General features: G+C 74.0%; 9 protein-coding genes and 1 pseudogene. 4 read left to right on the top strand and 6 right to left on the bottom strand.

Going from position 1 to position 13498, the window contains the following annotated elements; genetic code table 11:
- Positions 1 to 18 precede the first annotated feature (18 nt).
- Positions 19 to 2865 carry a helix-turn-helix transcriptional regulator gene (locus OTB20_RS04285; protein ID WP_267815250.1) on the bottom strand — a complete coding sequence of 949 codons (2847 nt, stop codon included), beginning with the start codon at positions 2863 to 2865 and terminating at the stop codon, positions 19 to 21.
- A 625-nt stretch (positions 2866 to 3490) separates the two neighbouring features.
- Here OTB20_RS04285 and OTB20_RS04280 point away from each other — a divergent pair.
- Positions 3491 to 5515: a putative Ig domain-containing protein gene (locus OTB20_RS04280; protein ID WP_267815249.1), complete on the top strand. Its 2025-nt coding sequence runs from the start codon at positions 3491 to 3493 to the stop codon at positions 5513 to 5515.
- Positions 5516 to 5727: 212 nt separating this feature from the next.
- Here the strand turns inward: OTB20_RS04280 and OTB20_RS04275 are convergent, their stop codons facing one another.
- Together OTB20_RS04275 and OTB20_RS04270 are read right to left on the bottom strand one after the other, a co-directional pair.
- A complete protein-coding gene (locus OTB20_RS04275; RefSeq protein WP_267815248.1) occupies positions 5728 to 7056 on the bottom strand; it encodes a CoA transferase in 1329 nt (442 codons plus the stop codon).
- A gap of 100 nt (positions 7057 to 7156) precedes the next feature.
- Positions 7157 to 7288 (bottom strand): hypothetical protein, encoded by a 132-nt coding sequence (locus tag OTB20_RS04270; protein ID WP_267815374.1) that lies wholly within the window; start codon positions 7286 to 7288, stop codon positions 7157 to 7159.
- Between OTB20_RS04270 and OTB20_RS04265 the strand changes: the two genes are divergently transcribed.
- Entirely contained in the window at positions 7263 to 8201 is a 939-nt protein-coding gene (locus OTB20_RS04265) for an ion transporter (RefSeq protein ID WP_267815247.1), read from the top strand. The two genes, OTB20_RS04270 and OTB20_RS04265, sit on opposite strands and share 26 nt — an antisense overlap.
- A gap of 122 nt (positions 8202 to 8323) precedes the next feature.
- Here the strand turns inward: OTB20_RS04265 and OTB20_RS04260 are convergent, their stop codons facing one another.
- Positions 8324 to 8575: an acyl carrier protein gene (locus OTB20_RS04260; protein WP_267815246.1), complete on the bottom strand. Its 252-nt coding sequence runs from the start codon at positions 8573 to 8575 to the stop codon at positions 8324 to 8326.
- 75 nt (positions 8576 to 8650) lie between these two features.
- Between OTB20_RS04260 and OTB20_RS04255 the strand changes: the two genes are divergently transcribed.
- On the top strand, positions 8651 to 9433 hold the full coding sequence (locus OTB20_RS04255; RefSeq protein WP_267815245.1) for a lysophospholipid acyltransferase family protein: 783 nt from the start codon (positions 8651 to 8653) through the stop codon (positions 9431 to 9433).
- Between the two features lie 48 nt (positions 9434 to 9481).
- Here OTB20_RS04255 and OTB20_RS04250 read toward each other — a convergent pair whose 3' ends face one another.
- Together OTB20_RS04250 and OTB20_RS04245 are read right to left on the bottom strand one after the other, a co-directional pair.
- Positions 9482 to 10987 (bottom strand): hypothetical protein, encoded by a 1506-nt coding sequence (locus tag OTB20_RS04250; protein WP_267815244.1) that lies wholly within the window; start codon positions 10985 to 10987, stop codon positions 9482 to 9484.
- Positions 10988 to 11004: 17 nt separating this feature from the next.
- Positions 11005 to 12519, bottom strand: a complete 1515-nt coding sequence (locus tag OTB20_RS04245) for a lipase family protein (protein ID WP_267815243.1) — start codon at positions 12517 to 12519, stop codon at positions 11005 to 11007.
- 280 nt (positions 12520 to 12799) lie between these two features.
- Here OTB20_RS04245 and OTB20_RS04240 point away from each other — a divergent pair.
- Positions 12800 to 13461: pseudogene (locus OTB20_RS04240) on the top strand (M15 family metallopeptidase).
- Positions 13462 to 13498 lie beyond the last annotated feature (37 nt).

Below are 13498 nucleotides of genomic sequence, written 5' to 3'. Positions count from 1 at the left end.
CCCCCGAGTGACCCGAGGTCACCCGGGGGGCGTCCGTACGTCCGGGCCCGGAACGGCAGCGGCGCGGGCCGCCGCGAGCTGGGTGCGCGAGCGGACCCCCAGCTTGCGGTAGACGCGGCTCAGCATGCCCTCGACGGTCTTGACCGAGATGAACATGTGCTGGGCCGCCTGCTGATTGGTGGCCCCCTGGCAGATGAGGTCCGCCAGGCGTGCCTCGGATTCGGTCAGCCGGCCGGGGCCCGGGGCCGGGCCCGCGGCCGAAGCCGGCCCGCCCGCGCGTTCGAGGAGCTCCCGGGTGAGTTCCTGCCAGGGGCGGGCGCCGGTCTCCTCGAAGACCGCCCGGGCCGCCTCCCAGGCCGAGCGGGCGGCGGCCTGGCGCCGACGGGCCCGTTCCACCCGGCCCAGGGCGAGGAGCGTACGGCCCTGCTCCAGCGGCAGGCCCATGCGACCGAAGGCGGCCGCGGCCCCGTGGAGCACACCGCTCGCCTCCTCCCCGGCCCCGGTACGGGCCAGCAGGATCCCGCGGGCCCGGTCCAGCGCCGACCCGGGTCCCGAGTCGGCGCCGGGCGGACCCGCGACGGGCCGTACGCGCTCCAGCAGCTCCCGGGCCAGGTCCAGCCGGCCCGCACAGGTGAAGGCCTCCACGGCGTCCGGCTGCCAGCGGAACATCCCGGGGTCGGCCGTCGGGACGTGCCGCTGCGCCTCGGCCACGGCCGTCAGCGAGGCCACGGCCCCGGCCACCTCCCCGGTGTGGAGCTGCACGGCGCCCAGGACCCAGAGGTTGCGCGAGACGTACAGGCCGTCGCCCTCCTCCTGCGAGGCACGGGCGCCGCAGGCCGCGGTGCGCAGGGCGGCGGCGAACGATCCGGCGGCGCTCTGCGTCAGCGCCGCGGTGTACCAGGCGGGTCCCATCGAGAGGCCGGCCGCGGTGGACCGCCGTACCGCCTGGTCCGCCCAGGCGAGCGCGGGGGCGCAGGCACCGAGGCGGGTGTCGACCTCGGCGAGGCTGCGCCAGATGTCGACCAGGTCCTCGGCCTCCCCCTCGTGCTCGGCGAGGGCGAGGAGTTCCAGGAGCCGTTCGCGCGCTTCCGCTAGGCGGTCGTCGAAGACGGCATGCCGGGCGGCGAGGTACTGGGCGCTGTTGCGGATGCCGGAGTGCTGGGCCGGGACTCCGAGGGCGAGGGCCTCGGCAAGGGTGCGCGGCGCGTCGGGGGCACCGAGGACCCGTTCCATCCGGGCGCGCATCGTCAGGGCGGCGGCCTGCAGGGGCCGGTGGCCGCCGGCGGCGGCGAGTTCGGCGGCCCGGCCGGCCGCGCGCAGGGCCCGGTCGGGGGCGTGGTGGGCGATGTTGGCGGCGATGGCCGCGCGGAGCTCGACGGCGGCGAGCAGACCGGGGTGGCCCGTCGCGAGTTCCCGGCACCGGGCCAGCAGCGGTTCCAGGTCGGAGATGGCCTGGCCGTGTGCGTCGACGACGGCGAGCAGCGCGGTGACCTGGTCGGCGGGCTCGGCCCGGCTGGCGGTCAGGGCGTCGGCTGCCTGCCGGGCGATGTCGACGGAGCCCGCGCAGGCGGCTTCCTGGGCCGCGTACGAGAGCCTGCGGATGAGCACGGCGGACCGGGCCGGCGGGGTGATCTCGGCGGCGAGGAGGAACAGCTCGGCGGCCAGGGCCCGCTCGCCGGCCTCCCGGGCGGTGGCCGCGGCGGACTCGGTGTCCTCGGCGAGCCCCTGGTCGGGCAGGTCCGCGGCCAGGGCCCGGTGGCGGACCTCGTGGACCGGGTCTCCGACGGCCCGGGCGAGCGTCAGGTGGGCCGCCGCCCTCCCGGGCCGGCCCTCGGAGCGGGCGGCTGCCCGGGCCAGGGCCGCCGCCGTGAAGTGGACGGCGCTGGCGGGGTCCACGCGCAGCACTCCGGCGGCCTGGGCCCGGGCCAGGTGCTCCTCGGCGTCGGAGCGGCCCGCCCGCAGGAGCAGCGGCAGGGCGGGGTGGCTCGTGAGGGCGGCCAGCATGAGGGTGTGGCGGGCGGGTTCGCCGAGGGTGGCGCGCAGCCAGGCCTCAGCCGCGTCGACCGTCTGCTCGGGCAGGGCGGGCCGGCGGCGCTGCGCCGCGGGCAGCCGTGCGAGTTCCGTACAGGTCACGGACGTCAGCAGCCGGTGTCCGCCGCAGTGGCTCTGCAGGGGGCCCGCCCAACGGGTGGGCAGTGCGTGCGCGTCGAGCAGCGCGGCCGTCTCCTCGGCGTCGAGCGGGAGTACGTCGACCTGGGCGGGGTGCCCGCCGAGCAGCCGGGCGGCAGCCTGCGCCCGCCCTTGCACGCGTTCGGTGACGATCGCCGCGAGCCCGGGGGCGGGGAGGGTGCGCAGGGCGTAGCCGAGGACGTCGGCGCTGGCCGGGTCGAGCCATTGGGAGCCGTCCACGGCCAGGATCCACAGGCCGGCCGCGAGCAGCGCGGTCACCGCGAGCCGGGCGGGCAACTGCTCGGACGCGGCGAGGGGTTCGTCGGCGCCGCGGTGCAGGAGCCGGTCGACGACCTCCTGCTGCCGGGTGGAGAGCTGCGCGAATTCGGCCGCACCGCAGTGGGACAGCATCTGCGCGAGCGCGCCGAAGACGTGCCCGCGGTCCTCTTCGACGGTGGTCACCCGCAGCACCCTGCGCGGGGGCTCCGTGGACGGGGGCTCGGTGGACAGGGGCTCCGCGGACAGGGCGCGCAGGACCTCCTCCAGGGCGGTGGTCTTGCCCGCGCCCCAGGGACCGGCGAGGGCCACCCTCCCCTCGCGCATCAGTACGCGGAGGGCGTGGGCCGCCGCACCCGATGCCGCATGCCGGCCCCCCGCGAGTGCCGGGGCGCTGTCGAAGTCCTTGTCTGGCCTCACGAGGAGGCACCGTAGGCGGCGCCGGTTGGCCTGACAACGGCCGGGGCCGCCGGGCGGGGGGATCAAGGGTTTCCCCTGATGCCAAGGGGAGTTGCTCCCGGCGATGGTGGTGCGACGGCGGGCCGCCCGCGCTCCTGGTGCGGGGTGGCAGACCTGGAGCACCGCGGCCCTCCACGGGAGGAGCGGGGGACGCGGCCCGGACGGCTCGCCGTACCCCGCGCCGGCGCCGTCGCGGGGTAGCCGGGTGCCCGCGGGCTCGGCCGCCGGGTCGCCCGGCGGGTGGGCTGGGGCGAGAGCGCGGGCGCGGGCGGGGACGCGGGCGCGGGCGCGGGCGGGTGGGCGCATAGGCCCATGGGCGCACGGGCTCACGGGCGGGCCTGCGAGGGGCCGGTGGCGGTGCCGGAGACCAGTGGCGGTGCGACCGGGAGCCCCCGCGGGCAGCAAGGGATTCCTCCGATGCTCCCGACACCGGGCCGGGATCAGTCTGTTGGCCACCCCGGAGCCCGTATCCGCGGCTCGCCGAATGCGGGGCTACGGGGGACGAGAAGAGCCCCCGTGCTCCCCCACGGGTCGTGCCTGCGTACCGGCCTACCCCTCCGGTACAGCCCTCCATGAAGGGATTTCCGTGCGAAATCTGCGAAACAGGTCCACTTGGGCCTCCGTCGCCGCGGCCTCGGTCTCGGCCGCCGTGGCGCTCGGCGGCCTCGGCGCCCTGCCCGCCCACGCCACCGCCACCGCGCAGCCCGGACCGTCCGTGTCCCCGCAGCTCCTCCAGGCCATGCAGCGCGATTTCCGCCTCTCCGCCGACCAGGTGCGCGAGCGGGTCGCCGACGAAGCGGCGGCCGGCCGGGCGGCCACCCTCATCCGGGGCCGGGTCGGCGACCGGGTGGCGGGCATGTGGTTCGACGCCTCCACCGGGCGGCTGACCGCGGCGGTCTCCGGCGCCGCGGACGCGGCGCTGGTACGGGACGCGGGCGCCGTGGCCCGGCAGGCCCGGTACAGCCCGGCCGAACTGGCCGCCACCGCCCGGACCGTCTCGCGCGAAGTCGGCGCCGGGGTGCCGGGCGTGGTGGCGTGGGGTCCCGACGTCCGCAACAACCGGATCGACATCACGGTGAACCGGACGGCGCGCGAAGCCTCCACCGACGCCTTCGTGGCCCGCGTCGCCGCCCTGGGCGGGATCGTCCACGTCACCGAGACCTCCGACAGCCCGCGGCAGCAGGCGGACGTGACCGGCGGCGAGAAGTGGGTACCGGGCAGCGAGAGCCCGTGTTCCATCGGATTCTCCGCCACCCGGGTCACCGGAGGCAGCAAGACGTTCCTGACGGCCGGCCACTGCACCAACGACGTCAACCAGCCGTCCTACGGCAAGGACGGCACCCGCATGGGTACGTCCAACAAGGACGGCCAGAGCAGCGTCAACGGCCCCGCCGGCGACTTCGGCCTCGTCGACGTGGACCAGTCGGGGTGGAACCTCGCTCCCACCGTCGCGGGCGACGCGTCCCACGCCGCCGTCACCGTCACCGGCTCGGCCGACGCCGTGGTCGGCACCGCGATCTGCCGCTCCGGGCAGACCACCGGCATGCGGTGCGGGGAGGTCACCAAGGTCGACCAGACCGTGGACTACGGCAACGTCACGATCAACGGCCTGTCGTACTCCAACGCCTGCTCCGCGGGCGGCGACTCGGGCGGTTCGTACGTCACGGCGACCGGCGGCAAGGCGGCCGGCCTCCACTCCGGCGGCGGCAGCGCCACCTGCACCTCGGGCAGCGGTGAGAAGTTCACCATCTTCCAGCCCGTGATCGAGGCCCTGACCACCTTCAAGCTGGCCCTGGTCACCTCCACCCCGCAGCCCGGCAACGTCACCGTCTCCGCCGTCTCGGCCCAAAGCGGCGTCATCGGCGCCCGGATAGCCGAGCTGAAGAACAGCGCCGAGGGCGGCACGGCCCCCTACACCTGGTCCGCCACGGGCCTGCCCGCCGGCCTGGCCATCGCCTCCGCGACCGGCACCATCACCGGTACCCCCACCTCGGCCGGAACCTCCAACGTGACCGTCACCGCCACCGACAACGCAGGCAAGACCGGTTCGACCGGCTTCTCCTGGACGATCACCACCGCGGGTACGGCCCTGTCCGTGACCAACCCCGGCGGCCAGAGCTCCACCGTCGGCGCCGCCGCCAACCTCACCGTCAAGGCCGCCGGTGGCACCGCGCCCTACGCCTGGTCCGCGACGGGCCTGCCCGCCGGCCTGAGCATCGGCTCCACGACCGGGACCATCACGGGTACCGCCACCACGGCCGGGACATCCAACGTGACCGTCACGGCCACCGACAACGCGGGCAAGACCGCGTCCGCCGCCTTCTCCTGGACCGTCAGCACCGTCACCGGCACGAGCCCCGTCCTCAAGAGCCCGGGCAACCAGATCGCCTACATCGGCAAGCCCGTCACCCTCGCCCTCCAGGCCACCGGCGGCACCCAGCCGTACGCCTTCAAGGCCACGGGCCTGCCCGCCGGCCTGAGCATCAACGCGGCCACCGGCGTCATCACCGGCTCCCCCAGCACCTGGGGCTTCGGCACCAGCACCCTGACCGTGACCGACGCCGCGGGCAAGTCCTCGTCGGTCGGCGTCACCTGGAACGTCTACTTCTAGTCCGCTCCTCTGATCCGCTGATCCGCCTCCGGACCTCCTGACCCGGTCCACCAGGCCCGATGCCGCCGCCTCCACACCCCGGGGGCGGCCGGCACCACCCGGCGGGGCCCCGGCCGACACCCCGGCCAAGGCCCCGCCTTCGGCGCGCCCGGCCGGCCCCGGCCCGGCCGGGCGGCGGACTTCCCGGGCCCCTGCCCCTGTACCCGCCCCGTTCAGAGCCAGGCCGGCCGGTCCGTCCCCCAGCGGGAGGGGCCCCGCTCCCACGCGCGGCCCCCGAGCGGCGAGGCCGCGTACCGCAGCGTCCCGTACCCCGATCCGGTCTCCCGCAGCCACGGCTCCGATACGTACCCCGGCACGGCGGCGCCGGCCCCGGGGACCTCTCGGACCAGCCACGACGCCGTCCCCGCCAGGGAGAACCGCAGCGCCTGCCCGCCGCCCTCGGCGAGTGCCCGCAGCACGCCGGCGGCCATCAGGTAGCCCGTGCCGTGGTCCAGCGCCTGCGCCGGCAGCACCCCCGGGCCGCGCCCCTCCCCGCACACCGCGGAGATCCCGTACCCCGCCTGCACGAGCGAGTCGAAGCCCCTGCGCCCCGCCCAGGGGCCCCGCCATCCCCACGCGCACAGCTCGGCCACCACCAGCCCCGGCCGCCGCGCCAGCAGTTCCTCGGCTCCCAGTCCGTACCGCTCCAGCGCTCCCGGCCGGTACCCCGTCACCACCACGTCGGCCCCGGCCAGCAGCCCGTCGAACACCGCCCGGTCGTCGGCCGCGCCCAGGTCGAGGAGGGCGGACCGCTTCCCGAAGCCGGTGTCCGCGTACGCGTCGTCCGACTCCGGGTGCGCCGGGGAGTCGATCCGCAGGACGTCCGCGCCGAGCAGTCCGAGCGTCCTGGTGGCCACCGGTCCCGCGATGACCCGGGTCAGGTCGAGCACCCGCACCCCGGCCATCGGCAGCCCGGGGCCCGCCCCGGTCGCCCCGAGGGCCCGCCCGCGCACCCCCGACTCCGTCCGTTCCACGAGCGGTTGCGGCGCGCCGTACTCCTCCGTCACGGCCACGGCCAGACCGCCGGCCGCGTAGACCTCCTCCTGGATGTCCACCGCCGGGCGCCGGGCGATCGCCCAGGCCACGCCTTCCCGGGTCCCGGCCGCCAGGACCCGTACCAACGCGGCCTCGTGGTGGGGATAGTTGGCATGGGTGCGCACCCACCCGTCGGAGGCCCGCCAGAAGCCGGACAACGGCGCGAACGTCACCGGCGCCCGGCCGTCCACCAACAGGTGCCGCTCGCTGACGAACGCCGAGGCCACGGCCCCTTCGTCGACCATGAGCGGAGCCACGTCGTCCGCACCGCCCCCGGCCCGTACGGCGGCCAGTTCCGCCGCGGCGAGCGCGCACACGCCCACCGTGGCCCGCGCGAGTTCCCTTACGGGCAACGGCCCGTCCCCCAGCCCGCCGGCCGCCCCCTGGTAGCCGACCCGGCCCGCCAGTTCCCCGGTGCCGCCCAGCGCGGCCCATGCCTGTCCGGTCCCACCGTCACGACTCGTCATGGGCCCATCCTGCCGCCGCGCCGCGGGCCGTGGGGGGTGTGCGGGGTCCCCGATCGGGCGATGCCGCGCTTCAGGGCGTCTCGAATTCGCCCTTCCGGCGTTACACGACCCGGAACATGAAGATCGCCTCGGCTGCCTCGTCTTCCGTCGCGGCGCAGCCGGCGCGTGCGGGCCGGGGCAGCCGGTGGCCCGTACGAGGGAGCACGATGACCGACCCGACCGCGGTGGACACTTGGCGTGGAAGGATTGCCGCACCTTGCCGTGACGTGTGTGAGGCGCCCGCGTTCTCGCTCACCGTTTTCGCGGTGATCCTCTTCAACGCCGCGCTCCTGGGAGCCGAGACGTACAGCGGCCTCTCCGCCGAGTACAGCAGCCTCCTTTCGGTGACCGAGCGCTTCTGCGTGATCGCCTTCACCCTGGAGATGCTGATCCGCCTGGGCGCGCACGCCGACCGGCCGAAAGCTTTCTTCCGGGACCCGTGGAACGTCTTCGACCTGCTGGTCGTCTCCTCGGCCTTCATCCCGTTCCTCCGGGAGAACACCACACTCCTGCGGCTGCTGCGACTGGCGCGGGTCCTGCGGACCGCCCGCTTCATGCCCCAGCTGCGAATCCTTCTGGTCGCGGTGGCCCGCAGCCTGCCCGGCACCGTGAGCTTCCTGTTCGTGGGCGCGCTGATCGTCTACGTGTACGCCATGATCGGCTGGATCTGCTTCGCCGGTCACGACCCCCAGCACTACGGGTCCATCGGCCGGGCCGGGCTGACCCTGTTCCTGCTGATGACGCTCGAAGGGCTCGGGGACGCCGTCCACGCGGGGCTGGCCATCTCGCCGCTCAGCATCCTCTTCTACGCCTCCTACGTGCTCTTCGGCTCCTTCGTACTGGTCAACGTCCTGATCGGTGTGGTCCTCAACGCCCTCGAGGAGGCTCGGGAGATGGAGGAAGAAGCCGAGCGGGTGGAGCAGCGGGCCCTGCTCGCGGCGAAGCAGACGGCGCCGGACGCCGCCGACGAGCTCCTCCTGCGGATCGCGGCGGTGCGCGGCGCCCTCGACGACATGGAGGCCCAGCTCGACACCGTGCACGCCTCCTCCGAGGCGGCGGCCGGGGCTTCCGCCCCGCCGGCCCACGCCTCGGCGGGCGCCCGCTAGGAACCGCCGGAGCCGCCTCCGGCCGGCCGGTCCTCCGGTCGGCCGGAGGACCGGCCGGAGGACCGGCCCGTGTCCTGCCCTGCCCTGTCCCGTCCTGTCCTGTCCTGTCCTGTCCTGTCCTGTCAGAGAGCGGTACGGCGCGCGTCGAGGGCTCCGGCGAACTCGGCGAGGGTCAAGGCGCGGAGTTCTTCCTCGTCGACCTTGAGGCCCAGCCGCTCGTGAAGGACGATCGCCATCTCCACCACCATGAGCGAGTCGGTCAGCAGATCCTGCATCCGGGTGTGGCCCTGGACCTCCTCGGCGGGAAATTCGAACATTTCGATGAGGATTTCGCTGATCATGTTGATCGTGGATTCGGTTGCGGAAGTCGTCATGGCATCTCTCATTTGCGGTAGTGCGGCCTTTGCGCCAGGGTGGCGCCAATGACCCAGGAGTAAAGGAGAATACTCGTGTCGGAAAGCGTAAATGATGTGATCGAGGCGGGCGCCGCCGAACTCAGGTACGTGAAGGAACGGCTCGAAGAGGCGGGAGGAGGCGCCTGGGACCGGCTTCTCGACTGGCTGATGGACGACTATTTCCGGCTCGACATCACGGGATGGGAGAATATCCCGACGGAGGGGCCCGCCGTGATCGTGGCCAACCATTCGGGGGCCTGGGGACTCGACGCGTTCGTACTCGTCAAAGCGCTTGCCCGCAATCTGAACCGACCATTGCGCATTCCGGCCGCATCGCTGACTTTTCGATTTCCAGTCATCGGTTCGTACGCCCGGAGAGTGGGAGCCATTCCTCTCGATCCGACGCTCGGACTGGAACACCTGACCGCCGGGGAACTCGTGGGGGTGTTCCCCGAGGGAACCTCCGGCCTGGAGAAGCCCTTCCGTGAGCGCTACCGGTTGCGCCCCTTCAGCCCCGGGTTCGCCGTGACCGCCGTCCAGGCCGGAGCGCCCGTCATTCCGGTGTCCGTCATCGGAGCCGAGGAGGCCTGTCCCAAGGTCGGTGAGGTCCCGGCCCTGGCCCGCCTGTTCGACCTCCCCTACTTCCCGCTCACCACGCTCTTCCCGCTGCCCTCGAAGTGGCTCATCACCGTGGGCGAGCCGATCCCGGCGCCGCCCCGGCCCGAGTCCTTCGCCGCCCGGTCGGCCGCGGCCCGCCGGCTGTGCGGCGAGGCCCAGGACGCGGTGCAGTCCCTGGTGGACAGGGAACGCCGCAGGCGTGCGACGCCCTTCTGGTAGCCCCCTGCCGTCCCGGGAGCCGACCGGGACGGCAGGGCCGTTCACTCCTCAGTCCGCCAGCCGGTGCGCCGCCCTCCGTACGCCGTCGGCCGCGTGGTCGCACCGCTGCGCGTGGTCCAGCAGGACCATGCGGAACTTCTCCCCCGCCTCGTCCCGGTCCCAGCCGTCGGCTTCGGCGCAGGCCGCGAGGCTCCGCGCGTGCGCCGACAGCCGCTCCGCGCTGGCCCGCGCGAGGGCCCCGTACGACGCTGGCGTGCAACCGCGTACCGGTACCGGTACGGCCGCCGGGCTGCCGACCGTCACCCGCCCGTCGCCGGGGCCGCCGGAGGGTTCCGCTAGCGCCAAGAGCATCGCGCGCGGGTCGAGCGTGCCGGGCAGCCGACCCGCGGTCAGCCCCGGGTGGACCACGAAGGGCCGGGCCACCGCGTGGATCCCGCGTACGAGTTCCTCGGCGACCAGCACCGCGAACCGGGTCGCCGCGCACGCGCCGGGCGCTCCGCACAGCGCCGACGGCCAGATGCCCGGGCCGGCGGCGCCGTCCTTCGGAGGCGAGAGCCAGCCGGGCGCGCACAGGATCTCCGTACCCGCGCCGATCGCGAGACCCTCCCAGACGAACGGCGTCCGTACCCGGTGGACGGTGGCGGCCACCGGCGGATAGTGGCGCAACGCCCGGGCCACGGCCGCTTCCGGGGCGGCCTGCGGCTCCAGCGTGTGCAGGGCCAGGGCTTGCAGGACCGTGGTGGTGGCGGCCTCGGAAACGAGGGCGAGCACATGGGCGGCCGCCGCGACCACGGTGTCGGGGCAGGTACCCGCCGCGGCCAGCCGGCCGATCAGGGAGGCGGGGTCGGGGCGCTCCAGATAGCGGGCCGTCCGGCGCCCCAGGGAGGCCGTCAGGTCCTCGCGGGCGCTGCGGCTCCCGGCGGCCGCGGCCCGGGAGACGATCTCGCTCAGCAGGGTGTCCTCGGCGGCCGCTTCGCCCGCCACCAGGCACCGGCCCAAGCGTGTCATCACCTCGTACCAGGCCTGCCACTCCAGGGTGCCGTCCCCCCTCCGGCCCGCGACGGCCTCGTCCACGTCCCGGGCCACGCGGGCGGACAGCTCGTCTCCCGGCGCGATGACCTCCCAGGCCAACTCCGTGTGCGGGGAGAGCCCGTACCGGTGCCCGCCGGCGGTCAGCCCCTCGGCGGCCTCCAGCGCCCCCTCACCGTCGGCCCGGACGAGGAGCGCCTCGGACACCGCGGGGGTCAGCGGTACGAGGAAGTTCCCGAAGGGCGTGCACACACGGACCGGGCGCCCGGAGCGGGTCCGCCGCAGGTGTTCCAGCAGGGAGCGCGTCACTCCTTCGCGGGTCAGCGCGTCCAGGCCGAGCACACGGGCCGCGGCGTCGGTCCACGGCAGCCGCTGGGCGACCATGGCCGCGCTGAACACGGCGTTCTCCAGGGCCCAGGCGGTCTCGGGGAGTCGCGGTGCGGGCATCGTCGTCGCGGTCGACGTCGTCGTGGACGTCGTCGTCGACGTCGTCGTGGACGTCCCGTCGCCGTGGTCAGGGGTCATCTCAGGCTCTCCCGTGGTCACTTGTCGCGCAGCATGTAGGGCTGGTTGCCGGCGATCCGGCCGTCGTAGGCGCCGATCAGCCCGTTGACCTTCTCCCGGTGGTGCGCCATGGGACCCCGCAAGGTGTCCGAGTAGGCCTGTGGAGCGTGCGACAGCGGGTAGTCGTACGACTCGTCCAGCCAGGCCAGTTCGACCCAGCTGTCGGGGATGTCGTTGGGCGAGGCGGGGCCGCGGCCGTCGAGCATCGGGATCACGTCGTGGTTGTTGACCAGGCTGATCACCCGGGTGGTGTGGTCGGCGGGCCGTTTGCCGTCGATGGGCGAGCCCAGCGTGATGACGTGCGTGACCCGGTAGCGGGAGGACACCTCCACATCGGCCGCGAGGTTCATCGCGGTCAGCCCGCCCAGGCTGTGACCGACGAGCATGAGCTCCGACCCGGCCGGCACCCCGGCCCGCAGCAGTACCTTGCGTGCGGCGCGGGTGTACGTCGTATCGGTGCGCAGCAGCCCGTCGAACGCTCCCACCAGGTCCTGCGGGGTGCTGTTGCTCAGCAGGCCGAAGCTCGTTCCGGGCAGCAGCAGGACGTACCGGACGGCGCCGTCGGCGCATTCGACGCGGCGCAGCAGCACCAGCCCGTGGTTCCCGAGGGCGCCGATGTCGTTGACGTAGCTGACGATGTCGTTGCCGGACGTGGCCAGCACCTTGGCCAGGATGGAGTCGGCGTCCGCCCGCTCGGCCCTACCGGGGCCGGGGTTGAGGTATTTCAGCAGGGTGCTCGGCAGCCCGAGGAACGGATCGGTGGTCGGCACTCCGCCTGCGAGCGTCACCCAGGAGAAGCCGTCGTTGACGGGATTCTCGTCGAGCAGGCCCAGCAGTGCCAGCATTTCCATGATCACGGGGCTCACCGTGGTGAGGGCGCGGGTGACCCCGAGGTGCTCGACGAGCGCGTACATGGCGCGCAGCGCCTCCAGCCGGTTCCCGGCCACCACGGCTTCGGTCAGCCGCCTGGCGAGGGGCGAGTCCAGGTTGGGGTGGTCCGAGGCGATCGCCCTGATCCGCAGGGCGAAGGCGTCCACGGCCATGGCCACGGCGGCCGGACGCCGGTACGTCATGCTCCCCGCGATCCGGGCCAGTTCCCCGCCCAGTCCGCCGTTGGCGCCGAAGCCGAGCCCCGAAGGGCTGGTCAGCGCCCGGGCGCACGACACAGCCGTACCGAGGGCCCAGCCGGGACGCCGCAATGCCTCCAGCCCGAGCCGCCAGCTGCTGAGCGCACCCGCCAGCTCGGCACCCGCCTGCTTCGCCGTGAGAGCGGCGTCGGCCAGCAGCACGGAGGCGGCCAGCAGGAGTTCGGCGTCGGTGCGGGCGGTTTGATCCGCGCGGTCGGTGGGTTCCGCGATGTCGGTCCGGTCGGTCGAGGCCGCGCCGTCGCTCTGCTCGGACCTGCCCGGGTCCGGCGGAGCCTCTCCGGCGTCCTGCGGGCGTTGCCTCGAGGGGAGCACCCGGGTCGCTCCGTCCACCGCCTGAGCAGTCACGTTCCCACCTATCTGCCTACGCGACGGCTGGCTTGGTTCCGTCGCCCGCACCGGCATGCTGGCAGCCGCCATGATCCGGAGCGCACGCGCGCACGCGACCGATCGCACTCCGGGCCAACTGCGGCCCGGGCCGAATCGATATCGGCCCGAGGGATGACCAACCGGCACCGTGTTGACGCGATGCCCTCCTCACCGACACGGCACCACCACCCAGCCCGGCCCCGGCCAATGCATTGACCGGGAACGTTCGCCGGATTGCGCCATGCGGAATGATCACGTCATGACTGAGATCGTGTTGATGTCGGACCCGAGGTCGCCGCCATACCTGTTGCCGAGTGCGGTGAACATCTTGTGGATGTCCGCCGTTGCGGCTCGTTGCTGGTCGACGTGCGCAAGCAGGACCCGGCAGACGCCTTCGCGTACCTGCGGGAAGGCGTTTTGGAGCGGCTGCTCAAGGCCCAGGCGACGCTTCCGCAAGGCTTGCGGCTGCTGTTCGTCGAGGGGTACCGGCCCCCTTCCCTCCAGCGCGAGTACTTCGAGGAGTACGCCGGTCAGCTGCGAGCCATCCACCCGGATTGGTCCACCGAGCAGATCGACTCGGCGGCCAGCCGGTACGTGTCACCGCCCGACATCGCTCCGCACTGCGCCGGCGCGGCCGTCGACCTCACCCTGGCCGATGCCGACGGTCGCGAGCTGGACCTCGGCACACGGATGAACGCGGACCCGGAGGAGAGCACAGGCGTCTGCTACACCGATGCCGCCGGCATCAGCGAGGAGACTCGCGCCAACCGGAAGCTGCTGGGCGCCGCCCTCACGGCCGCGGGGCTGGTGAACTACCCCACGGAGTGGTGGCACTGGTCCTTCGGAGACCGTTACTGGTCCTTCATCACCGGGGAGTCCTCGGCCCTCTACGGTCCAACGGAGATCGCCTCGTCCGACTGACCGACCCCCACCGCCAGGAATGGCGTCCCTAGCTCGT

The organism is Streptomyces sp. H27-H1 (assembly GCF_026627445.1).
Lineage (GTDB): Bacteria > Actinomycetota > Actinomycetes > Streptomycetales > Streptomycetaceae > Streptomyces.
The sequence above is the reverse complement of the archived record's forward strand: the minus strand, read 5'-3'. Positions and strand labels throughout refer to the sequence as shown.